This window comes from Kibdelosporangium persicum, from assembly GCF_013280595.1.
Classification (GTDB): domain Bacteria; phylum Actinomycetota; class Actinomycetes; order Mycobacteriales; family Pseudonocardiaceae; genus Kibdelosporangium; species Kibdelosporangium persicum.
On sequence record NZ_JAAATY010000056.1, the window covers coordinates 15,240 to 38,814 of the forward strand.

Annotated in this window: 20 protein-coding genes; 7 read left to right on the forward strand and 13 right to left on the reverse strand. The window is 68.1% G+C overall.

Going from position 1 to position 23,575, the window contains the following annotated elements; all coding sequences use genetic code 11:
• The first annotated feature begins 8 nt into the window (after positions 1-8).
• Positions 9-1,175, forward strand: a complete 1,167-nt coding sequence (locus tag GC106_RS45565; RefSeq protein ID WP_312873423.1) for an 8-amino-7-oxononanoate synthase — start codon at positions 9-11, stop codon at positions 1,173-1,175.
• Here GC106_RS45565 and GC106_RS45570 read toward each other — a convergent pair whose 3' ends face one another.
• Positions 1,176-1,673: a tetratricopeptide repeat protein gene (locus tag GC106_RS45570; protein WP_173142437.1), complete on the reverse strand. Its 498-nt coding sequence runs from the start codon at positions 1,671-1,673 to the stop codon at positions 1,176-1,178. It lies immediately after the preceding gene.
• A 12-nt stretch (positions 1,674-1,685) separates the two neighbouring features.
• Positions 1,686-2,474: a S1 family peptidase gene (locus GC106_RS45575; protein ID WP_173142438.1), complete on the reverse strand. Its 789-nt coding sequence runs from the start codon at positions 2,472-2,474 to the stop codon at positions 1,686-1,688.
• Between the two features lie 120 nt (positions 2,475-2,594).
• Between GC106_RS45575 and GC106_RS45580 the strand changes: the two genes are divergently transcribed.
• Entirely contained in the window at positions 2,595-3,407 is an 813-nt protein-coding gene (locus tag GC106_RS45580; protein WP_173142439.1) for a M15 family metallopeptidase, read from the forward strand.
• Here the strand turns inward: GC106_RS45580 and GC106_RS45585 are convergent.
• A complete protein-coding gene (locus tag GC106_RS45585; protein WP_312873424.1) occupies positions 3,404-4,474 on the reverse strand; it encodes a M48 family metallopeptidase in 1,071 nt (356 codons plus the stop codon). The genes GC106_RS45580 and GC106_RS45585 overlap by 4 nt on opposite strands.
• Before the next feature lie 138 nt (positions 4,475-4,612).
• On the opposite strand from GC106_RS45585, the gene GC106_RS45590 reads away from it, so the two are divergent.
• The 3 genes from GC106_RS45590 (at position 4,613) to GC106_RS45600 (ending at position 8,556) form a co-directional block, all read left to right on the forward strand.
• A complete protein-coding gene (locus GC106_RS45590) occupies positions 4,613-5,140 on the forward strand; it encodes a YbhB/YbcL family Raf kinase inhibitor-like protein (protein WP_173142441.1) in 528 nt (175 codons plus the stop codon).
• 98 nt (positions 5,141-5,238) lie between these two features.
• On the forward strand, positions 5,239-6,630 hold the full coding sequence (locus GC106_RS45595) for a mycothione reductase (RefSeq protein ID WP_173142442.1): 1,392 nt from the start codon (positions 5,239-5,241) through the stop codon (positions 6,628-6,630).
• A 111-nt stretch (positions 6,631-6,741) separates the two neighbouring features.
• On the forward strand, positions 6,742-8,556 hold the full coding sequence (locus GC106_RS45600) for a transglycosylase domain-containing protein (protein WP_173142443.1): 1,815 nt from the start codon (positions 6,742-6,744) through the stop codon (positions 8,554-8,556).
• Between the two features lie 53 nt (positions 8,557-8,609).
• Here GC106_RS45600 and GC106_RS45605 read toward each other — a convergent pair whose 3' ends face one another.
• The 4 genes from GC106_RS45605 to hrpA form a co-directional block, all read right to left on the reverse strand.
• On the reverse strand, positions 8,610-8,891 hold the full coding sequence (locus tag GC106_RS45605; RefSeq protein WP_173142444.1) for a hypothetical protein: 282 nt from the start codon (positions 8,889-8,891) through the stop codon (positions 8,610-8,612).
• Between the two features lie 264 nt (positions 8,892-9,155).
• Positions 9,156-10,004, reverse strand: coding sequence for a hypothetical protein (locus GC106_RS45610; protein ID WP_173142445.1), 849 nt, complete (start codon positions 10,002-10,004; stop codon positions 9,156-9,158).
• 301 nt (positions 10,005-10,305) lie between these two features.
• Positions 10,306-10,530, reverse strand: a complete 225-nt coding sequence (locus tag GC106_RS45615; RefSeq protein ID WP_173142446.1) for a helix-hairpin-helix domain-containing protein — start codon at positions 10,528-10,530, stop codon at positions 10,306-10,308.
• A 2-nt stretch (positions 10,531-10,532) separates the two neighbouring features.
• Positions 10,533-14,402, reverse strand: a complete 3,870-nt coding sequence (gene hrpA / locus GC106_RS45620; protein WP_173142447.1) for an ATP-dependent RNA helicase HrpA — start codon at positions 14,400-14,402, stop codon at positions 10,533-10,535.
• Between the two features lie 167 nt (positions 14,403-14,569).
• Between hrpA and GC106_RS45625 the strand changes: the two genes are divergently transcribed.
• On the forward strand, positions 14,570-15,250 hold the full coding sequence (locus GC106_RS45625; RefSeq protein ID WP_173142448.1) for a FadR/GntR family transcriptional regulator: 681 nt from the start codon (positions 14,570-14,572) through the stop codon (positions 15,248-15,250).
• A 606-nt stretch (positions 15,251-15,856) separates the two neighbouring features.
• Here GC106_RS45625 and GC106_RS45630 read toward each other — a convergent pair.
• Both GC106_RS45630 and GC106_RS45635 read right to left on the reverse strand, forming a co-directional pair.
• Positions 15,857-17,662 carry a flavin-containing monooxygenase gene (locus tag GC106_RS45630; RefSeq protein WP_173142449.1) on the reverse strand — a complete coding sequence of 602 codons (1,806 nt, stop codon included), beginning with the start codon at positions 17,660-17,662 and terminating at the stop codon, positions 15,857-15,859.
• A 28-nt stretch (positions 17,663-17,690) separates the two neighbouring features.
• The gene (locus tag GC106_RS45635; protein WP_173142450.1) at positions 17,691-18,455 is read right to left on the reverse strand and encodes an SDR family NAD(P)-dependent oxidoreductase; all 765 of its coding nucleotides are present in this window, start codon (positions 18,453-18,455) and stop codon (positions 17,691-17,693) included.
• A gap of 92 nt (positions 18,456-18,547) precedes the next feature.
• On the opposite strand from GC106_RS45635, the gene GC106_RS45640 reads away from it, so the two are divergent.
• On the forward strand, positions 18,548-19,195 hold the full coding sequence (locus GC106_RS45640; protein ID WP_173142451.1) for a TetR/AcrR family transcriptional regulator: 648 nt from the start codon (positions 18,548-18,550) through the stop codon (positions 19,193-19,195).
• A gap of 3 nt (positions 19,196-19,198) precedes the next feature.
• Here the strand turns inward: GC106_RS45640 and map are convergent, their stop codons facing one another.
• The 4 genes from map to GC106_RS45660 form a co-directional block, all read right to left on the reverse strand.
• Entirely contained in the window at positions 19,199-20,059 is an 861-nt protein-coding gene (gene map, locus GC106_RS45645; RefSeq protein ID WP_173142452.1) for a type I methionyl aminopeptidase, read from the reverse strand.
• A 9-nt stretch (positions 20,060-20,068) separates the two neighbouring features.
• Positions 20,069-21,862: a penicillin-binding transpeptidase domain-containing protein gene (locus GC106_RS45650; RefSeq protein WP_312873426.1), complete on the reverse strand. Its 1,794-nt coding sequence runs from the start codon at positions 21,860-21,862 to the stop codon at positions 20,069-20,071.
• Positions 21,863-21,897: 35 nt separating this feature from the next.
• Positions 21,898-22,752, reverse strand: coding sequence for a GNAT family N-acetyltransferase (locus GC106_RS45655; protein ID WP_173142453.1), 855 nt, complete (start codon positions 22,750-22,752; stop codon positions 21,898-21,900).
• A gap of 136 nt (positions 22,753-22,888) precedes the next feature.
• On the reverse strand, positions 22,889-23,575 hold a 687-nt coding region (locus tag GC106_RS45660; protein ID WP_173142454.1), incomplete at its 5' end, for a flavodoxin-dependent (E)-4-hydroxy-3-methylbut-2-enyl-diphosphate synthase.

Genomic DNA, 23,575 nt, shown 5'->3' on the forward strand with positions numbered 1-23,575 from the left:
TCCAGGACGTGACTGCAACGGGCGAGCAGGTATTCGACTGGATCGACGCGCGGGCCGACGACCGCCGCCGCGCCGGGCTGACCAGGCAGCTTCGCCCCCGCGGGTCGGACAGCACCCTGCTCGACCTCGCCGGGAACGACTACCTCGGGCTCAGCCGGGACAAGCGCGTGAGCGGTGCCGCGGCGGCCGCCGCGCTGCGCTGGGGCGCGGGCTCGACCGGATCGCGGTTGGTCACCGGGACGACCGAACTGCACACCGAACTGGAGCACGCACTGGCCTCGTTCTGTGGCGCACAGGCGGCGTTGGTGTTCTCGTCCGGATTCGCGGCGAACCTCGGCGCGATCACGGCGTTGTCCGGAAAAGGTTCGGCAATCGTTACCGACGCCTACATCCACGCGTCGCTGATCGACGGATGCCGCCTGTCACGTGCGGATATCGCGGTGATGAAGCACGGCGACGCGGCCGCGATCAACCACGCGCTGTCGACGCGCCGGACCGAACACGCGTTGGTCGTCACCGATTCGGTGTTCTCAGTAGACGGAGACCTCGCGCCGCTGCCCGCGCTCGCCGAAGCATGCCGTGCTCACAACGCCGGGCTGCTCGTCGACGACGCGCACGGTTTCGGCGTGCTCGGCGAAGGTGGCCGCGGCGCGGTCGCGGACGCCGGGCTGATCAGGGAACCCAACGTGATCACCACCCTCACGTTGTCGAAATCCCTTGGCGCGCAAGGAGGTGCCGTCCTCGGCCCGCGTCGCGTGATCCGCCATCTGCTGGAAACCGCGCGCACGTTCATCTTCGACACGGGTCTCGCCCCGGCCAGCGCGGCGGCGGCGCTGGCGGCGTTGAACGTCCTGAAGGAAGAACCCGGCCGCCCGGAACGGGTCAGGACGAACGCGATGACGGTGGCGATGCGCTTGCGGGAAGCCGGTTTCCGCGCCACCATGCCGGACGCCGCGGTGATCTCGGTCCACGCGCCGTCGCCCGCCGCCGCCCTCGGCTGGGCCGACGACTGCCGCGAGGCCGGGGTGTGGGTCGGCTGTTTCCGGCCGCCGTCGGTGCCGGACAAGATCTCCCGGCTGCGCCTGACCGTCCGGGCCGACCTGACCGAATCGGACATCGACAAGGCCGTGGACGTGATCATCCGCTGTGCTCCGCCGGGTGCCGCCCAGAAGTGATCAGAGGTGAGCGGCGTAGTAGCTCAGCGAGCGGTTGTACCTCGGTAGGTGCTTCGCCAACGCGTTGAGCGCCAAGCCGACGGCCTCGCGTTCCCGGCCGACGTCCACAAGGGCCAGCGCCAGGAACGCGTCCAGCGCGTCGTCGAGCGTCGCCACGGACTCGTCCGCGTCCTGACGGCCGCGCTCAGCGGTCAGCAACGCCACGCTTTCCTCGGGACGGCCGAGGTTGCGCAGCGTACTGGCCAGCTGGATCAAGGCCCGGCGCCGCCGGTAGCCGCTCAAGCCGGAGTCGAGCGCCTCGCGATACAGCGGCTCGGCCTGCTCAGGGCGTCCGGTCGAGTCGTTCGCGCACGCGAGCTCGAACGCGCCGACCGGGCTGTCCGGCGGCAACTCGCCGACCAGCGCCTCGATCCTGGCCCTGAACTCGGCGGGTTCATGGTCGTCGATGGCGGTCCAGAGCGCGGCGGCGCGGCTCTCCCAGTCCTCAGTGGTACTCACCGACGCAGGATGTCACGGTTGGGGCGCCTTGAGCTGCTCCACCAACTCCGGGTAGTACGACATCACGCGGCTGTAGACGCCCGGTTTGTTCGCCAGCGCGCACCCCTCGCCCCACGAGGAGATCCCGAGCAGCTTGCCGTGCGCGACCAGCGGGCCGCCGGAGTCGCCCTGGCAGCCGTCTATCCCTCCTTCGGGATAGCCCGCGCACACCATCCAATCGGCGTTGTACTTGCCGAACGACAGCTTGCAGTCCGGGTCGGACACGATCGGCACCTCGGCCTTGAGCAGGTACTGCGAGGTCGAGCCGCCGGACGAGGTCCGGCCCCAGCCCAGGATGGTCGCCATCGTCTTCGGTTGGTAGGCGAAGCCGTCGGTGGACGTGGCGATCGGCAACGGCGCGTACGCGGTGATCTGCTTGCCCAGCGTGAGCACGGCTACGTCGTGACCGACGAGCGCGTCGGTGTAGTCGGGGTGCACCCACATGCTCTTGACCGGGACCATGACCCCTTTCGTGGTGTCCTTTTTGTCGTCCCGCCCGGCCACCACGAAGACCTCGCCGGCCGGCTGGCCTTTGACGCAGTGCGCGGCGGTGATCACCTTCTCGCTCGTGGCCAGCGTGCCGCCGCAGTACTGGAAGCCGTCCTTGCCCGCGAGATAGACGACATACGGGTGGTCGACCGTGCTTGCCTTGGTACCGCCGACAATCGGGACGCCGGCCGACGCGGGCACCGCGGCCGCGATCAGCCCGGCGAAGAGGCACACCACCGCCAGCAGCCGGCCGATTCTGGTCTTGTCCCCCATGGCGTGCTCCCTCCGACTCCCGACAGACCATGCCCACGGTAGGTGAGAAGAGATCAACGCGCTGTCACTGAATCGGGTGGACTTGTGCCGTGGTTAGCTGGACCTGTGCGGAGGCTCTGGGTGATCTTGTTGGTCGTGGCCGGATGCGGAGCGCCCACGTCGCCCGCGCCACCGACGACGCCACAGACTCCCGGGACGACAACCGAAACGACGCGGACCACAGCCCAGTCACCGAAACCGGTGTGGGAAGTCGGCCGCACGCCGTTGCCGAAACGTGCCGACGGATTCGGCGAGATCCGCCCGACACCGCCCGAACTGGTGAATCGGGCATTGCCGACAAAGGACATCCTGCCGCCGCCCGCGGACGGCCGGTACAGATCCACCGTCGCCCCGGTCCCCGCCGGCGTCCTGGCCCGCAGCACCTGGCAGGCCGCGTGCCCGGTCGGCAAGGACGACCTGCGATACCTCACGATGTCGTTCTGGGGCTTCGACGGCCGCCCGCACACCGGCGAGATGATCGTGCACGCCAAGGTGGCCGAGCAGGTCACGGGAGTGTTCGCGAAGCTCTACGAGGCGAGGTTCCCGCTGGAGGAGATGCGCGTGACCGCGCCCGCCGAGCTGACCGCACCGCCGACCGGGGACGGCAACTCCACGACCGCGTTCGTCTGCCGGCCCGCGCGTGGCCGGACGAACTGGTCGGCGCACGCCTACGGCTTGGCGATCGACGTGAATCCGTTCTGCAACCCGTACAGCAAAGGCGAGCTCGTGCTGCCCGAGCTCGCCTCCGCCTACCTCGACCGTGGGAGAGTCCGGCCCGGCATGATCCGGGCCGGTGACACCGCCGAGCGTGCGTTCGCCGCGATCGGCTGGACCTGGGGCGGCACGTGGCGCTCGCCCCAGGATCTGATGCACTTCTCGGCCACCGGCTCCTAGCTGCCGGTGGTGCCGCCGTTGGTGCCGCTGCTGTCGTCCTCGTCGGACGGGCGGCGGCGGAAGCCGCTGAAGACCTTGTCCGCGACACCGGAGAGCGCGCCGCCGACGTCGCTGAAGACCTTCACCAGCGGGTCGGTGGAGTTGTTCCACGCGTCCTTGTAGGACTTCGCGGCGCCCTGGATGTCCTCGTTCAAGGGGTTGCTGTCGTCCTGGGCGTCGCGGCGCTTGTAGTCGCCGGTGAGGATGGCCCGGTACTCCTCGGACGCGGCCCAGCGCTGCAGCTGCGAGGCACGCACGACCGCGAACGGGTGCGTCTGCTGCTCGACCGCGAGCAGCTTGATGATGCTGTCGCGGATGTCCTCGACCTCTTCGTACTCCTTGGCCTGCTCGAGGAACGCCGGGATGTCGATCTGCGACAGGTCGGTGGCACCGGCCAGGTACATGTGCGCGCGCAGCGACGCCTGCGGGTCCTGCCCGACGAGCAGACCCGCCCGGTCACAGCTGAGCTCGGCCTTGCGCTGCCACTCGTAGAGCGCCGCGATGACGGCACGCAGGCCGATCACCCCGAGCGGCACCCACGCGACGGACCGCTGCAGCTTCAGCAGCCGGTCGAGCAGCGTCAGCAGCACGGCGTGCCCGGACAGCACGTGGCCCATCTCGTGACCGATCACGAACCGGAGGGCCTCGGTGTCGAACAGCTCGACCAGACCGGACGAGACCACGATGAACGGCTCGTCGATGCCGCGGGTCTGCGCGATCACGCGCGGGTCGCGGGCGACGTAGACCTTGGGCACGTTCTCCAGGTCGAGGATCTCGGCCGCCTCGTTGCGGACCCGGTCGATCACCGGGTACTGCGAAGGGCCGACCCGCACGTGTGAGGCCACCGCCATGAGCCGCTCGGCCCGCTCGTTGAACAGCGCGTTCAGCGTCTTGAGCACATCGGCGACGCCGGGCACAGCGCGCAGTGTGGCCATCGCACCCTTGTCGGCGGGGTGCTCGTAGGCGCGCGGACTGATCCCGGGGAATCGGACGCGCGGTGACGACTGTTGGACGTCGGATTCAGTCACGGTGGTAAACCCTCTCCTGTGGTTAACGCCAACGTACGCGGAAACGGACATCAAGAGGGCCGACTGGACCGCATACCCGGCAAAGACCAGGGTTGTCCCTGACATGGAAACCAGTGATTCCATTACCGGAGGTAGATCATGAGCCTGGAGCGTCCCGTCACGCCGGATCCCTACGACCTGTTGCCGGCCGTCCGGTCGTTCACGGTGTCGTCGAGCGACGTGACCGGCGGCCAGCAGCTGGGCGACGCGCAGGTGTTCGACGGTGGCAACACCTCACCGCAGCTGAGCTGGTCCGGGTTCCCCTCGGACACCAAGAGCTTCGTGGTGACCTGCTTCGACCCGGACGCGCCGACGCCGTCGGGCTTCTGGCACTGGCTGGCCGTCGACATCCCCGCCTCGGTGACCTCGCTGGCCACCGGCGCCGGCGAGAGTGACGCCACGCTGCCGGAAGGCGCGTTCCACACGCGCAACGACTTCGGCAACCACAAGTTCGACGGTGCCGCGCCGCCCGCGGGCGACCAGGTGCACCGGTACTACTTCGTGGTGCACGCGGTCGACCAGGAGAAGCTCGGCGTCGACGAGAACGCCTCGGCGGCGTACGTCAGCTTCAACCTGGCGTTCCACACCCTGGCGCGGGCCATCATCGTGCCCACCTACCAGCACTGAAACCCTCGTGAGTGGTTATCGGGGTTCTAACCCTGATAACCACTCACGAGTCTTGAGCTGGGGGAACAACCGGGGGACCGGTGCTGTTGACTGGGGACGTGCGGACCTTCGATCTGGTGATAATCGGTACCGGCTCCGGCAACTCCATCCTCGACCCCAGGTTCAAGGACTGGCGGGTGGCCGTCGTCGAAAAGGGAACCTTCGGCGGCACGTGCCTGAACGTCGGCTGCATCCCGACGAAGATGTTCGTGCACACCGCCGACCTGGCGGCCACGCCCGCCGAGAGCGCCCGGCTTGGCGTCGACTCGACGCTGGACGGCGTGCGCTGGGCGGAGATCCGCGACCGGATCTTCGGCCGGATCGACCCGATCGCCGCGGGCGGCCGTGAGTACCGCAAGAGCCACGCGGACAACTCGAACGTCACCGTCTACGAGGGTGTCGGCAAGTTCACCGAGCCCAAGGTGCTCGAGGTCACGCTGGCCGACGGCACCAAGGAGACCATCACCGCGCCGAAGTTCGTGCTGGCCGCCGGTGGCCGCGTGACCACGCCGGACGTCCCCGGCCTGGCCGAGGTCGGTTACGAGACCAGCGACACGATCATGCGCCTGGAGCAGCTGCCGAAGAAGCTGACCATCCTGGGCAGCGGCTTCGTCGCCGCCGAGTTCGCGCACGTGTTCTCCTCCTACGGCGTCGATGTCACGGTGATCGCGCGTTCCGGCGCGTTGCTGCGCAGCGAGGACGACGACATCTCCGAGCGCTTCACCGCGCTGGCGACGCGGAAGTGGGATGTACGGCTGGACCGCAAGACCGTCCGGGCCGAACGCGACGGCGACGTGATCCGGCTGCACCTGGAAGGCCCGTCCGGCGCCGAGACCGTCGAGTCCGACGTGCTGCTGGTGGCCGTCGGGCGGACGCCGAACTCGGACATTCTCGACGCGAAGGCCGGCGGCATCGCTGTCGACCCGACCGGGCACGTCATCGTCGACGAGTACCAACGGACCACAGTGGACGGTGTGTACGCGCTCGGCGACATCAGCTCGCCGTACGAGTTGAAGCACGTCGCCAACCACGAGGCACGGATCGTGCAGCACAACCTGCTGCACCCGGAGAACGCGAAGGCCGCGGACCACAGGTTCGTGCCGCACGCGGTGTTCACGTCGCCGCAGATCGCGTCGGTCGGCCTGACCGAACGCGAGGCCGCGGCCAGTGGCCGGCGTTATGTCGTGGCCGAGCAGGCGTACGCGGACATCGCGTACGGCTGGGCGATGGAGGACACGTCCGGGTTCGTGAAGCTGCTGGCAGACCCGGCCAGCGGGCAGCTGATCGGCGCGCACATCATGGGGCCGCAGGCGGCCAGCGTGATCCAGCCGCTGATCCAGGCGATGAGCTTCGGGCTGCGCGCGGACGAGATGGCGCGCGGACAGTACTGGATCCACCCGGGCATGCCGGAGGTCGTGGAGAACGCGCTGCTCAAGCTCGTTCTGGACTGACCGGCTCAACCTTCCGGCACTCCTCGGCGTGTATGGGTCGACACGGACGGTCAACCTACGCCGGGGAGTGCCATAACTGTGTGGGGCTGGATTCGCAGGACCTTGTACGTCTTGGTCTTCTTGTCGATCGCCGCACCACTGGTCGCGTTCAGATACAGCTACGGCTTATGGCAGGTGCCCGACCCGGCCCAGATCGCGGCCGGGCAGAACCAGACCATCACGCTGTACTACTCCGACGGCCGGACCGAGCTGGCGAGGATCTCGCCGAAGAGCGGGAACCGGTCGTCCATCCGGTTCCAGGACATCCCCGGGCACGTGCAGCACGCCGTGCTTGCCGCCGAGGACAACACGTTCTGGGAGAACTCGGGTTTCGACCTGACCGGGATCGCCAGGGCGGCGTGGAACAACCTGACCGGGGACTCCGGCGGCGGGTCGACGATCACGCAGCAGTACGTCAAGAAGGCGACCGGCAACGAGGAGCTGTCGTTCGGCCGCAAGTGGCGTGAACTGGTGCTGGCCAAGAAGATGGCCGACACGTACGACAAGAAGGACCTGCTCACCGCCTACCTGAACACTGTCTACTTCGGACGCGGCGCGAACGGCATCCAGGCGGCGGCGCAGGCGTACTTCGGCAAGGACGTCCAGCGGCTCGACGTGTCCGAGGCCGCGTTGCTGGCCGGGGTGATCCAGCGGCCGACGTACTGGGATCCCGACGTGGACAGGGAGAACGCCGAACGCCGGTGGAACTTCGTGCTCGACCAGATGGCGGGCCAGGGCTGGCTTTCCGACCGGGCGTCGCTGAAGTTCCCGGCCACGCTGCCGCGGGACGCCTCGCCGAGCACCGCGCGGCTGCAGATCGAGAACCAGGTGCTCGCCGAACTGGAGGACCTCGCCCACCTGCACCGCGATGAGCTGCACCAACGCGGTTACCGCGTGATCACGACCATCGACCGCGACGCGCAGACCAGCGTCGAGCAAACGGTGTCCACGGTCATGGCCGGGCAGCCGGACTACCTGCGTGCGGCGGTCGTGTCGCTCGATCCGGACTCCGGCGGTGTGCTGGCGTATCACGGCGGCGGCAACGGAGTCGGCCTGGACTACGCGCAGTCGCCGCAGGAAGCCGGGACAACGTTCGGCACGTTCGTGGCCGTTGCCGCACTACGCCAGGGGTACCGGCTCGATCACCCCCTGAACGGCAGTTCACCGCGGATGATCGACGGGATTCCGTTCCAGAACCCCGCGGACGTCCGGTGTTCGCCGTGCACCCTGCGTACTTCCTTGCAACTGCAGGCCAGCACGGCGTCCGCCGCGCTGGCTTCCCAGGTCGGCGTGGGCGCGGTGGCCGATGCCGCCTACCAGCTCGGCATTCCCCGCGAACTGCGGGGAAAGCCGTCGCTCGGCAAGGACCCGGACACCCGGATCGCCGTCGGTTCGGGCAGTACGACCGTCCGGACCTTCGACATGGCCAGTGCTTACGCCACGCTGGCCGCGGGCGGCGTACGCACCAGCCCGCACTTCGTCAGCCGCGTCGAGGACATCGCCGGCAATGTCCGTTACAACGCGACTGTCTCGTTGTCGCAGGTGATTTCGCCGAAGATCGCCTATTCGGTGACCACGGCCTTGACCTCGGTCGACCTGGCCTCCGGCCTGACCGCCGCGATACGCCCCGGCACACGGCCGTACGGCGACGACGGCGGGACGGCCAAAGCCTGGATGGTCGGCTACACCAAGGACATCGTCACCGCCGTCTGGCTGGGCGCCGACAAGATCCTGCGGATCAAGAACAAGGAGGGCAAGGACATCACGGCTCTCGGGGAGCCGGCGACGATCTGGCGCGCGGTGATGGACGCGTACCGCGGCGACCAGACCACGGCCTCTCAGCCCCCGAACCCCGCGGCCCGTCCCAGCCCGCCCACCACCAGGTAAGCCTCGTGAGTGTTTATCCGTGTTCTAACACGGACAAACACTCACGAGGGGGTTCAGCGGCCGAGGACGCTGTTGGTGACCAGTTGCTGCAGCGGGTTGCCGGTGGGGGCGTTGGTGCAGTTGCCTGTCTTGGCCGACATCTGGTCGAGGCCGCTGACGAACACGCCGCTGCCGCACATCTGCACCGGCAGCACGCTGACATTGCCGACCAGCGGTGCGTCCCCGTCGAAACCGCTGAGCACGTCCTCGCCCTCGTCGGCGAACGCGGTGGCCGCCTGGCACACCATGGCGGCCATGACGGCACCCATCACGATGAAACGCCTCTTCGCAGGCATGGAAAACCTCTCGCTACGACAACCGGACGCGTACGGCCAGGCCGGCGGGTTCACAGCCCGGCACCGCGCGGAAACAGTACCGATTTCACGGGTGCCGCGAAAAACTTCCGCGCCATGTTCACCCGACAGGGAAAATCCCGGGCACGCCGAGCGGCGACTGTTCTGGGGAAATACGAACGAGCCACGACGAACATCACCGGATCGAGTAATGCGAGCGACACCGAATCCCGGTGCCGCCCGCATACGTCGTATCGGGTGGTGTTGTCAGCCCTTGTGGCTCACCACGGTCGTGTTGCCGTCGCCGCTGTTGACCACCGTCGTGGTGTTGCTGTGGCTACCGTTGCCCGCCACGACAGTGGTGTTGTTGCTGACACCGGCATTGGTGACCGTCGTGCCATTGTTGCTGCTGGCGTTGTGGCTCACGACTGTTGTCGACGCGCTGGCCTGGTCGTTGTTGATCGTGGTGTCGTTGCCGTCGCTCACCAGGTTGCTGATGACGGAAGTCGTGTTGTCGGACTCCTCGTTGGTCACCGACGTGTCGTTGTCATCGGAGTCCATGTTGCTGATCAGCACGGCGTTGTGCTGCGACTTGTCGTTCTCGACAGCGGTGTTGTCGGCGCTCGAGTGATGGTTGCTGACGAGGACGGCGTTGTGGTTCGCTTCCTCCTCGTTCTCGACGGCCGTGTTGTTGCCGTGGCCGTGCTGGTTGCTGACAGACGTCGTGTTCACGTGGGCGTCGGTGTTGCCGACAGTGCTGTCGTTGTAGTGGGCGTGCTGGTTGGCCACCGCAGTCGAGTTGCCGTTGGCGTGGCTGTTGCCGACCGTCGTCTCGTTGTGATCGGCGTCGTTGTTGCCGATCAGCGTCGCGTTCTCGTGCGCGTGCTCGTTCTCCACGGTCGTCGCGTTGTGGTCGGCGAGGTCGTTGATGATCTTGATCCAGTTACCGCCGGCGAGCACGTTCGAGATCGTCGAGTGGTTGTCCTCGCCGAGCAGGTTGCTGACCTCGACCTGGTTGCGCCCGGGCTCGTCGGCCGCCTGAGCCGTGCCCGCCATCCCCGGCAGAGCCAATGCGCCAATCAGAACGGCTTTCGCCGCTCGTCGACTGAAGGTCACCGAATTGCTCCTTGTTCTCGGTTTCACAGGTGGCGCCCTGCCATCAGCAAGCGCCCCGCCACAAGGTAGTGCCGTTTCACGGGCACAATCGGGTGGAACACGCCAACCACTAGTGTGGTTGACGTAAACGCAGATCATCACCTTTTCCGGCGTTCTGACGGCCATTCGGGCCAGCCGGTCGTCCACGATGTGTGACATCGCGCCCCAGGAACACCACAACGCATGCCCCTAAAGTGGCATGCGTGTTATCCGGTTTCTCCCGGAGGACGCCTCATAAGCCGTGGCGTTTCATTCCACGGTGTCAGGACTCGTCGGCGAAGGCCAGGCCGCGAGCCGCGAGCTCCTCGCGCAGGATGCCCACGGCCTTCTTGCCGATCCCGTGGATCGCGAGCAGGTCCTTGGCCGTGGTCCCGGTCAGCTGCTCGTACCTGGTGTATCCGTTGAGGGCCAGTTCGCGCTTGGCGACCTTGCCGATTCCGTGCGGGAACTCGGTCTCCAGCCCGGTGTGCGGCTCGATCGTCACCATGGTCACCCCATGAGTTGGTCGATGGCGCGGTAGATGCGCTTCTCGGAAACAGCGTACGCGGTCTTGATCGATTGGGCGAAGTAGCTGAGCCGCAGTTCCTCGATCATCCAGCGGATTCGGCGCGACTCCGGGCTGTCGGGCAGCTCCCCGTACGCCTGCCATACGTCCTGCACGATCTGTGCCCATTCGAGGTCACGGTCCGGGCGTTCGGGCAGCTTGTCCATGCGCAGCTCGATGCCGCGCAGGTACCGGGTGAGGCTGGGCAGCTGGTCGTAGCCGGTGGCGGTCACGAAACCCCGGTACACCAGGCGGGACAGCTGCTGACGGATGTCCTGGAGCGACGGTTCGAGCCGTGCACCGCCCATCGAGGACAGTCGGGTTTGGACGGAGTTGTACGCCGCCAACGCGCCCTGCACGTGGTTCACGACTTCCAGCACCGTCGGGTTCAGCTGCGTGCGGACCCTGTCCTGCAACGCCTTGAACGCTGCCGCGTCCCACGCCACCCCGCCGCCGTCGGTGACAAGCTTGTCCACGGCGCAGGCGATGCAGTCGTCGAAGAAGTCCTGCATGTCCTGGTGCGGATTGGCCGACAGCGCCAGCTTCGCGGTGTTGCTCATCCGGCCGAGCACGTACTTCAGCGGTGACGGCGTGTTCAGCAACAGCAGCCGCCGCGTGCCCTTCCACATGGATCGCCGCTGCTCGGCCTCGGTCTCGAACATGCGGACGTCGACCGACGTCCCGGCGTCGACCAGAGCGGGATACGCGGTCACCACAAAACCGTGCCGCTCCTGACGCAGCATCTTCGGCAGCGTGCCGATCTCCCAGGTACGCAGGCCTTTGCGCTCGATCTCCCCCGCCGCGGACGACAGGGTCTCGCGCATCTTCGGTTGCAGGCGGCGCTTGAGGTCGCCGAGATCCTTGCCCTCCGCCAGGAGCTTGCGGCGTTCGTCCTCCACGCGGTACGTCACGCGCAGGTGGTCGGGGACCTTGCCGAGGTCCCAGTCGTCCCGCGCGACCGCGATCCCGGACAGCGCCTTGATCTCGCGCTCCACCACGTCCAGCAGGTTCTCGTCCTTGAGGTCGCCGATCCGGTGCAGGATCGCCTTCGCCCAGTCCGGCGCAGGCACGAAGTTGCGGCGCACCTGTTTCGGCAGGGACTTCAGCAGCGCGGTGATGATCTCCTCCCGCAGGCCGGGCACCTGCCAGGCGAACCCGTCCGCGCTGACCTGGTTGAGGACGGGCAACGGGATGTGCGCGGTGACGCCGTCGTCCCGGCGGCCCGGTTCGAACTGGTACGACAGGCGCACGGTCAGGCCGTCCCGCTTCCAGTCGTCCGGGTACGCGTCCGGCGTGATCGCCCGCGCGTTGGCGTTGCGCAGCATCTCGACCGGGAACGTCAGCAGGTCCGGCTGGCCGGCCTGGGTCTTGCGCCACCAGGTGTCGAAGTGCCGCGCGGACACCACATCGGCACCGATCCGCTTGTCGTAGAAGTCGAACAGCGTCTCGTCGTCGACCAGCAGGTCACGCCGCCGGGCCCGGTTCTCCAGCTCCTCGACCTCGGTCAGCAGCCTGCGGTTGGCGTGGAAGAACTTGTGCCGCGTGTCCCAGTCGCCCTCCACCAGCGCGCTGCGGATGAACATCTCCCTGGACAGCTCCGGATCGATCCGGCCGTAGTTGACCTTCCGGTTCGTCACGATCGGGATGCCGTACAGCGTCACGCGTTCGGTCGCCATCACGGCGCCTTGCCTGCGTTCCCAGTGCGGTTCGCTGTACGTCCGTTTGACCAGGTGGTTCGCGAGCGGTTCGACCCAGTCCGGTTCGATGCGGGCGGCGATCCGGCCCCACAGCCGCGAGGTCTCGACCAGTTCGGCGGCCATCACCCACTGCGGCGGCTTCTTGAACAGGGCCGATCCCGGGAAGACCGCGAACCGGGCGCCGCGCGCGCCGATGTAGTCCTGTTTCTGCGGGTCGCGCAGCCCGACATGCGACAGCAGGCCCGCGAGCAGCGACTTGTGCACGCGGACCGCGTCGATCTCGCCGCCGGGCGGCTGGCCCTTCACGTCCATCACCTGACGCAGCTGCGAGTAGATGTCCTGCCACTCGCGCACCCGCAGGTAGTTGAGGAACTCGGCCTTGCAGAGCTTGCGGAACCGGTTGCCGGACAGCTCCTTCTGCTTCTGCCGCAGGTACTCCCACAGGTTCAGGTACGACAGGAAGTCCGAGGTCTTGTCCACGAACCTCGCGTGCGCCTGCTGCGCCTGCTCCTGCTTGTCCGCGGGCCGCTCGCGCGGGTCCTGAATGGACAGCGCCGCCGCGATCACCATGACCTCGTGGACACAGCCGTTGCCGTCGGCAGCGAGCACCATGCGCGCGAGCCTGGGGTCGACCGGCAGCTGCGCGAGTTTGCGGCCCAGCTGGGTCAGGCCGGACGCCTCCAGCGCGCCCAGTTCGTGCAGCAGGTTCACGCCGTCGGTGATGTTGCGCTTGTCCGGCGGGTCGATGAACGGGAACGCCGCGATGTCGCCGAGCCCGGCGGCGGTCATCTGCAGGATCACCGAGGCGAGGTTCGTGCGCAGGATCTCCGGGTCGGTGAACTCCGGCCGGGCGTTGAAGTCGTCCTCGGTGTACAGCCGGATGCAGATACCCTCGGACACGCGGCCGCAGCGGCCCTTGCGCTGGTTGGCCGACGCCTGGGAGATCGCCTCGATGGGCAGCCGCTGGACCTTCAACCGGTTGCTGTACCGGGAGATCCGAGCGGTGCCGGGGTCGATCACGTACTTGATGCCCGGGACCGTCAACGACGTCTCCGCCACGTTCGTGGCGAGCACGATCCGCCTGCCCCGATGCGACTGGAACACCCGGTGCTGTTCGGCGAACGAGAGCCGTGCGTACAGCGGCAGGATCTCGGTGTTCTTGTAGTCCTGTTTGGACAGCGCGTCGGCGGTGTCCCGGATCTCCCGTTCGCCGCTGAGGAAAACCAGGACGTCGCCGGGGCCCTCGGCGGCGAGCTCGTCGACCGCGTCGAGGATCGCCTGGGTCTGGTCGCGGTCCTCGTCGGCGTCCGGGTCGTCCGGGTCGATGATCGGGCGGTACCGCACCTCGACCGGGTACGTCCGGCCGGACACCTCGACGATCGGCGCGTCGCCGAAATGCCGGGAGAACCGCTCCGGGTCGATCGTCGCCGAGGTGATGACCACCTTGAGATCCGGGCGCTTCGGCAGGAGCTGTTTGAGATACCCCAGGATGAAGTCGATGTTGAGGCTGCGCTCGTGCGCCTCGTCGATGATCAGTGTGTCGTACTGGGACAGCATCCGGTCCGACTGGATCTCGGCCAGCAGGATGCCGTCGGTCATCAGCTTGACCAGCGTGCCGTCGCTGATCTGGTCGGCGAACCGGACTTTGTAGCCGATGGCGTCACCCAGCGGGACGTCCAGCTCTTCGGCGATGCGTTCGGCGACCGTGCGCGCGGCCAGCCGCCGCGGCTGCGTATGGCCGATCGTGCCGCGTACACCGCGGCCCAGCTCCAGACAGATCTTCGGCAGCTGGGTCGTTTTGCCCGATCCGGTCTCCCCGGCCACGATCACCACCTGGTGATCACGGATGGCCTCACGGATCTCGTCCCGCCGCTGGCTGACGGGCAGCTCGTCCGGGTAGCGGATCTCGGGCAGGCCGGCGCGCCGCGCGCCGACCTTCTTCTCGGCGGCGGCGATGTCGGCGGCGATCTGCTCGATGACGGCCTGGCGGGCGGCTGGCTTGCGGACCTTGCGGACGCCTTCGAGCCGACGGCCGAGCCGTCGTTCGTCACGGAGGGTCAGCGCGGGCAGCCGCTGCGCCAAATCGGCGAGCGTCGGTTGGATCAGTGGGGTACCCATCTCGACTACCAGGATAAGCAACGGCCGCGTTCGGCACCTGTGGATTAAAAGCCGACCGGCCCTACGCGAAACACCGGATGAGATGGCAGTCTGTTGATTCGACCATGACCGCGAGCGACCAGACGTAGGATGTTCGGCCACGAACATCATGTGGGGAGGATGACACCGTGCCGTTGGCCACGACCCGGCGTGCCGGCCTAGTCGACCAGGTGATCGACCAGATGAGAACCGCGATCACCACGGGTGAATGGCGGGTTGGCGAGCGAATCCCCACCGAACCCGAGCTGGTCACCGCTCTGGGCGTCGGCCGCAACACCGTCCGCGAGGCCGTCCGCGCCCTCGCGCACGCCGGACTGCTCGAAGTCCGCCAGGGCGACGGCACCTTCGTCCGCGCCACCAGCGAACTGTCCGGCGCGGTCCGCAGGCTCTGCGGGCCCGAACTGCGTGACGTGCTCGAAGTACGCCGGACCCTGGAGGTGGAAGGCGCCCGGCTCGCCGCGGCCAACCGCACCGAGGCCCAGCTCGAGCAGCTCACCCGCCTGCTCCAGATGCGCGACGAAGCGGCGGCGGCCATGCAGTGGGCCCGCTTCGTGCAGCTCGACGCGGACTTCCACCACCTCGTGGTGATCGCGTCGCACAACAAGCTGCTCGCGGAACTGCACGCGGGCCTGACCGAAGTGATCAAGGCCAGCATCGAGGCGCTCGACGAGTCGCAGCCGGACGCCCCGAAGCTCGACCACCACGGCCTGCTCTACGCCATCCGCGACCGCGACCAGGAACGCGCGGTCCGCGAGGCGGGCGGCTTCCTGGCGGAGGCCCTGAGTTACCTGGCCGAGAACCCGGCCTGACCGTTCGCGCCGTTCGCGTGGCACTGGGGGCACGCGGGCTTCCCGACTTCCCGTCCGCGGGGTTCTGCCGTCCCCTCCGGGATCGGCTTTCTTTCGGGTGCGGCCTCCGGCCCCCGGAATCCAGCGTAGACCGAAGGTCCGACAGCACTGGGCCGAAGCGACCAACCGGGCGCCGGTTATCCACAGTGGGCAGTTGTCCACAGGCACGCGTCCGCCGGCCTTCCGCCTCCCCGCTTCCCTGGCATAGCCTGAAATCAGGGGTCCCCCTTGCGGGCGAGGCGGGGAATGCCGGTTTCTGGGAACGGTTCCAGGCCCGTGTCCACCGTTCCGGCACCCCGTGTCCACCGTTCCGGCACCCCGTGTCCGCCGTTCCGGCACCACGAAATGCACGTTCCGGCACTCCGGGAAGGCGCGCGTTCGGCTGCGGCCCCTGCTACCACGGTCCGAACTGCCGGATGGGGGCTTGCCGGGCTGATCTCAGCCTGGGCAAGCTGATCACCGATTACACAGCCGCAATCGGTGACGTAGCAGCGCTGTGACAGATCGAGCGCCACGTCCACAGGCTCGGCGGCGACGTGGGGCCGAACGTCGAACCACGCAACGGGCTCACCCGGAGGTCACCAGGACGTCGTCCATGCCGCCGTTCTGGCGCCAGTCCCGCAGCAGCGCGTGGAACGCGACCGCCCCCTTGCCGAACGACTGGCTGCGCTCGCGGGGCTGCCCCTCGTTGTTGTAATAGCCGGGAGTGCACTCGGCCTGGAACTTGTACAACTGCGGCGCATGCTCGGTGATGGTCGCGATCCAGGCGTCCACGGCTTGCGCGCTCGGCTCCACCCAGCGGGCGCCGTGTTCCCGCGCCGCCGCGATGACCTCGGCGACGTGGCTGGCCTGTTCGTCCAGGATGTGCACGAAGTTGACCGAAGAGGCGTTCTGCAACGGGCCCAAGGTGAACAAGTTGGGGAAACCGTCGCTGTAGAAGCCGTGCAGGGTCCGGGTTCCGTAGCGCCAGTGCTGTAGCAGATGCGTGCCACCTCGGCCGTACACCGGCAGCCGTCCGGTCAGCACGTCCGACCGGCCGACCTGGAAACCGGTGGCGAAGATGATGCAGTCCACTTCGTACTCACGGTCGCCCACCACGACCGAGTTCTCCGTGACACGCTCGACGCCGCCGTAGTCGGCGGTGTCGACCAGTGTGACGTTGGGACGGTTGAAGGTCTGGAGGTACTCGTCGCTGAACGTCGGCCGCTTGCACATGTAGCGGTACCAGGGCTTCAGCAGCTCGGCCGTGGCCGGGTCACGAACGACATCGTCCACGCGGGCCCGGATCTCGTTCATCTTCCGGAAGTCGGCGATTTCCTCGGCGTGCTCACGTTCCTCCGGCGTCAGGGAGTCGTGCGCCTCGCCGTGCGTCAGCTTCCGCAGCAGCCGGGCGCTGCACGTCCAGCCGTCACCCACCAGGTCTTCCTCGACCAGGCCGCCGCTGACAATGGTCAGGAAGTTCTCCATCCGACGCCGTTGCCAGCCAGGTTCCAGCGACGCCGCCCAGTCCGGGTCCGTGCGCCGGTTGCCCCGGACATCCACAGTGGACGGGGTGCGTTGGAAGACGTACAGGTGCCGCGCGTCACGGCCCAGGTGCGGCACGACCTGGATCGCGGTCGCCCCGGTGCCGACGAGGGCGACCCGCTTGTCCGCCAGTTCGCGGAGGTTGCCGTTGGCGTCACCGCCGGTGTAGTCGTAATCCCAGCGGCTGGTGTGGAAGGTGTGTCCCCGGAAGGTGCCGATGCCGGGAATGCCCGGCAGTTTCGGCCGGTCCAGCGTTCCGTTGGACATCACCACGTATCGCGCCCGCATCCGGTCGCCGCGATCGGTGGACACGATCCACTCGGCCGCCTCGTCGTCCCATCGCAGCTCGGTGACGGCGGTCTGGAAGCAGGCCTGGCCGTAGAGGTCGAAGTGCCTGCCGATGGCCTGGGCGTGCCGGCGGATCTCCTCACCCGGCGCGTACTTCCACTCGGGCACGTAGCCGAGTTCTTCGAGCAGCGGCATGTAGATGTAGGACTCGATGTCGCAGTGGATGCCCGGGTATCGGTTCCAGTACCACGTCCCGCCGAAGTCCCCGGCCTTCTCGATCACCCGGATGCTCCCGACGCCCGCCTGGCGCACCCTCGCGGCGGCCAGCAGGCCACCGAGCCCGCCGCCCAGGACGACCACGTCGACCTTGTCGTGCAACGGTTCCCGGGTGAAGTCCGGATCGGCGTACGGGTCTTCGGCGTAGTAGCCGAACTCGCCCTCGGCCGGCCGGTACTGCGCGTTGCCGTCAGGACGGATGCGTCGGTCCCGCTCGGCCCGGTACCTGGCGCGCAGGGCATCCGGGTCGAAACCGAGGTCGGGCGGGACAGCGGCGAAGGACATGCGATGCCTTTCTTCGGATGTACCGGGTCTAGACCACGGACCAGCCGTTGTCGACCGGGAGGACGACGCCGGTGATGTTCGAGGCGTCGTCGGAGGCGAGGAAGACGATCGCGGCCGCTTGTTCGTCGGCGTCCGCGACGCGGCCGATGTTCTGCATGTATCCGGCGAGGACTTGCGGTCCGAGCGCGGCGGGATCGGCGTTGACGGACATGCCGGTGAGGGTGCCGCCGGGTGCGATGGCGTTGGCCCGGATACCGTGGTTGCGGTACATGACCGCCACGGAGCGCGTGAGCCCGACGAGGCCGTGCTTGGACGCGGTGTACGCGGCTCCGGCGGCACTTCCGCGCAGGGCCGCCTCGGACGTCGTGTTGACGATGACGCCCTTGCCCTTGGCGAGCATGTGCGGGATCACGGCGCGGGTGAGCAGGAACGGTGCCGTGAGGTTCACGCCGATGACACGTTCCCATTCGGCGTCCGAGACGTCCGCCGCCGCGGACATCGAGTCCATGATCCCGGCGTTGTTCACCAGGACGTCCACGCCGCCGAAGGCGCTCACCGCGGTCGCGACCACGTTCTCGGCCACGGCCCGCTCGCTCAGGTCGCCGGTCACCGCCACCGCTGTGCCACCTGCCGCTTCGACCTCTTCGACGACGGCCTTCGCAGCGTCGACGCGGACGTCCGCCACGACGAGCTTGGCGCCGGCGCGGGCGAAGCGGAGGGCGGCGGCCCGTCCGATCCCCGAGCCCGAGCCGGTGACGATCACGCTGCTGCCGTCCAACCCACCGTGAGTCATGGGCACACCGTACCGACTTTTTGGCGCTCACTGCCACATTGTCGTCAAGAGGCAAAAAGTGGTAGATTCCGGGCCTGCCGCGAGGAGGTGGAATGCCCCACGACCAGAAGACCCCGGTGCGGACCGGCCGGCCGCCGCTCACCGAACGGCGCAAGGCCGAGACCCGGTTGGAGGTCGCCCGCGCGGCGGTCCGCCTCTTCCTCGCCAACGGCGTCGCCGGGACGTCCGCCGAGGACATCGCCGCCGCGGCCGGAATCTCCTCCCGCACGCTGTGGCGGTACTTCCCGACCAAGGACAGCTGCGTCAAGCCGCTGCTGACCGGCGGGATCGAACACACCGCGCGCTGTCTTCGGTCATGGCGCCGCGACCAGGGCGTGACCGACCTGCTGGACATGATGCGCGAGCAGGCGGCCGGCACCGTGAACGACATCGCGACCGACCGGACGGCACTGCTGAACCTGGTACGGCTGACCAGGACCGAACCAGGTCTGCGCGCGGTGTGGCTGGAAGCCCACCGGGAGGCCGAGCCGGTGTTCGCCGAGGCGCTCGCTCAGCGCGCCGGGCTGCCCGGCCCGGACCTGGCCGTCACCGTGCAGGCGGCGATGATCAACACCGCGCTGCGGGTCGCGGTGGAGCACGAGTCGTTCACCACCGACCCCGCCGAAGCCGAAACGGCGGGTTACCCGGAGGCAGCGGTGTACGAGGCGCTGCTGATCGCCGCGCGTGGTTTTCCGTCCTGAGCCCTACGGCAGGGTGAGGATCTCCGCGCCCGTGTCGGTGACGACGATGGTGTGCTCGAACTGGGCGGTCCAGCTCTTGTCCTTCGTCGTCACGGTCCAGCCGTCGTCCCAGATGTCGTAGTCGATGCCGCCGAGGGTGATCATCGGCTCGATCGTGAACGTCATGCCCGGTTCGATCTCGGTCTGCACCGAGGGCTCGTCGTAGTGCAGGATCACCAGGCCACTGTGGAAGGACCGGCCGATGCCGTGGCCGGTGAAGTCACGCACGACGCCGTAGCCGAAGCGCTTGGCGTACGCCTCGATCACGCGGCCGATCACGTTCAGGGCGCGACCGGGGCGAACGGCTTTGATGGCACGCATGGTCGCCTCGTGCGTGCGCTCGACGAGCAGACGGTTCTCCTCGGCGACGTCGCCCGCGAGGAACGTGGCGTTGGTGTCGCCGTGCACGCCGCCGATGAACGCCGTCACGTCGATGTTGACGATGTCGCCGTCCTCGATCACGGTCGAGTCGGGGATGCCGTGGCAGATGACCTCATTCAGCGACGTGCAGCACGACTTCGGGAAGCCCCGGTAGCCCAGCGTCGACGGGTAGGCGCCGTGGTCGAGCAGGAACTCGTGCACGACCGCGTCGATGTCGTCGGTGGTGGCGCCCGGCTTGACGGCCTTGCCGCCCTCCTGCAACGCCTGCGCGGCGATCCGGCTGGCCACCCGCATGGCCTCGATCACCTCGGGACTCTGCGCGTACGTCGGCTCGGTGTTGCGCGCCGGGGCGGGCTTGCCGACGTATTCAGGCCGGGCGATGGTGACGGGGACTGGGCGGCGTGGGCTTTGCTCGCCGGCAGTCAGCGGGGCACGTACGGACATGTCTCAACTCTATGAGATCCCCCGGAGGAACCGGTCAGTCGCGTCAAGCGCCGGAACCGACGTACCTGCGTCGGTGATGAGTACGGCGAACGCCAGGTCGCCCTGGTATCCCGCGAACCACCCGTGCGAGCGCGTGCCGTCGCCGAACTGTGCCGTGCCTGTCTTTCCTCGCACGTCAGGCAACTGGTTGAGGGGATGGCCCGCGTTGGTGGTGACGACCTCCCGCATCATCTCGCGCAGCGGGTCGAGGACAGACGCTGGCAGCGGCTGCGGCACGACGTCCATCTTCGTGGGACTGTCACGGAACAACGTGGCCTTCGGCACAGTTCCCGCGGCCACGGTGGACGCCGCGACCGCCATCCCGAACGGCGACGCCAGCACCTTGCCCTGGCCGAAGCCGTCCTCGGCCCGTTCGGTCCGGTCCTGGGCGGGCGGCACCGACCCGGTGATCGTGGTGACGCCCGGGATCACGTAGTCCACGCCAAGGCCGAACTGACGCGCCGCGTCGGTGAGCGTGTCCGGCGCCATCTCCGCGGCCAGTTTGGCGAACGTCGTGTTGCACGAGAACGCGAACGCCGAGTGCAACGGGATCGTGCCCTTGTCGAACCCGCCGTTGTTCGGGATCGCGCGCGGCCCGATCGTGATCGTGCCGGGGCACGGCGACGGCGTGTCCGCTTTCACGGTCCCCGCCTGCAAAGCCGCTCCCGCCGTCACCATCTTGAACGTCGATCCCGGCGGATAGCGCCCGGTCAACGCGATCGCGCCCTGCGCGTCCGCCGGGGCGTTCTGCGCGACCGCGAGCACCTCCCCGGAGGACGGCTTCAGCGCCACGAGTGCCGTGGCCTGCGGGATCGAGTCGATCGCTGCCTCGGCCGCGGCCTGGATCCCGCGGCTGACCGTCACGTGCGCGGCCGCGCCGGCCTCGGCGTCCTTGACGAAGATCTCCTCGACCTCGCCGCCTGCCGCGTTCAGCGTGACCACCCGGAACCCGGGCTTGCCGGTGACCTGGTCCTCCACCTGCTTGCGGATGGCGGGCAGCAGCTGGGTCGCGAGGTTCTTGTCCACCGCGAGCAGCCGGGTCGCCGCGACGAACCGGACTCCGGGCAGCTCGTAGATCTGGGCCTTCGCCGCCTGGTAGTCCGGGTCGCGCAACGAGACCACGGTGTAGGACTGGCCCTTGGGCGTCTTGGCCGCCCCGTCCATGATCGACTGCTGGGTGATCGCCGGGTCGACCTTGTTCACGGCCGCGGCCAGAGTGGCCGCCACCGCCGCCACGTCGCCGGCCTTGGCCGGGTCGAGTAACACCGAGACCACCCGTTCGGGTGCCATCAGCGGAGCGCCGTCCCGGTCGAGGATGGGCGCCTGCACGGCCTCCTGGTCACGTACGCCGATGGTCTGCTGAACGCCGAGTTTCGGGTGCAGCGCCGACGGGGACCAGTGCACGCGCCAGGACTCGTTGTCGGGGCGCAACTCCAGCACGCCGTCGTACGTCCAGTGCCGGTCCTTGCCGAGGTCCCAGTCGGCCTTGAACTGCACCTTGGTCGTCTTGTCGTCCATCGCGGTCGACCCGGTGACCTCGGTCCTGATCCCCGCCGGCTTGAGTGCCCCGCGGACGTTGTCCAGCAGCGCCTTGGCGGATTCGGCCGCGTCGGTACGGCCGGCCGCTCCCGCTGTGTCGCCGTTGGCCAACGCCGTCAGGAACTCACCGGCGATGTCCTCGGCACTTGGGTCCGAACCGAACCACCCGCACCCGGCAAGGGGCAGGATCAGCAAGAGGGCCGCGACAATCCCGGTTCGTCTCACTTGCCGCAGTATGCCGGACGGGCCGAGAGTTCTCGTCAAAACAACACAGTGGCGTAGCACCCGACCTGAGTGAAGCCGATCCGCTTGTAGGCCGCACGGGCCGGGGCGTTGTACGAGTTGACGTACAGGCTCGCGGTCCGGTTCATGCCCTTCACCAGGCGTTCCACCACCGCGGCCGTCCCGGCCGTGCCCAGGCCGCCGCCGCGGCGGTCCGGGTGCACCCAGACGCCCTGGATCTGGCCGACCGATTTGGACAGCGCGCCGATCTCGGCCTTGAACACCACTTCGCCGCCCTCGAACCGGGCGAACGCACGGCCGCCCGCGATCAGTTCGGCCACCCGTGCCCGGTAGCCCGCGCCGCCGTCGCCCACCCGGGGATCGACACCGACTTCCTCGATGAACATCGCGATGGCCGCGGGCAGGTACCTGTCGAGTTCGTCCGGGCGCACCGGCCGGACCAGCGGGTCGGGCCGCACCAGCGGAGCGGAGTCGATCGCCATCAGCGGCTGCTCGGGCCGGACCTCCCGGGGCGGTCCCCACTCCGGTTCGAGCTCCGTCCACATGCCCAGCACCTGCTCGGCCGGGCCGACGAGCGACGAGCACATCCGCCTGCGGCGCAGTGCCCGGTCAGCGAAGCAGCGCAGCGCGGCTTTGTTGCCGCGCAACGGGATCAGGTTCGGTCCGACGTAGCACAAGCCGTCGAGACGGCCGTTGCGCATCGGCCGTACGTCGGCTCCCCACAGCTCACCGCCGAGCCGCCAGGCGTCCAGCCCTGCGGCCTCCACCCGGGCTGCGACCATGCAGCATGCGACCGGATCGGCGGCCAGCACGGCCCGCACCGCCATGCCGTCTCGCTCGTCGAGTAACCGCGCGGAAGCCATCCGAAGCACCTACTAAGCGTGCCAGATGGATGGCCGAATCGAGGAGTACCCGGTTGAGGAGTCAGCCCCGGGTCGCCAACTCCCTGCTCCCCCTCGTGAGTGTTTATCAGTGTTAGAACACGGCTAAACGCTCACGAGGTGGTTGTCAGGAGACGGAGACGACCGGCGAGGTGCCGTCCATCGGCTCCATGTCCTCGGCGATGCGCATCGCTTCCTCGATCAGCGTCTCGACGATCTGGTGCTCCGGCACGGTCTTGACGACCTGGCCCTTCACAAAGATCTGCCCCTTGCCGTTACCCGACGCCACACCCAGATCAGCCTCACGCGCCTCACCCGGGCCGTTCACCACACAACCCATCACCGCGACCCGCAACGGCACCTCCATGCCCTCCAGACCCGCGGTCACCTCATCAGCCAGCTTGTACACATCCACCTGCGCCCGCCCACACGACGGACACGACACAATCTCCAGCTTGCGCGGCCGCAGGTTCAGCGACTGCAGGATCTGCGCACCGACCTTGACCTCTTCCACCGGCGGCGCCGACAACGACACCCGGATTGTGTCCCCGATCCCCTGCCGCAACAACGCACCAAACGCCACCGCCGACTTGATCGTCCCCTGAAACGCCGGACCCGCCTCCGTCACACCCAGATGCAACGGATAGTCACACGACTCCGCCAGCAACTCATACGCCCGGATCATCACCACCGGATCGTTGTGCTTCACCGAAATCTTCACGTCATGAAAATCGTGCTCGGCGAACAGCGACGCCTCCCACAACGCCGACTCCACCAACGCCTCCGGCGTCGCCTTGCCATACTTCGCCAGCAA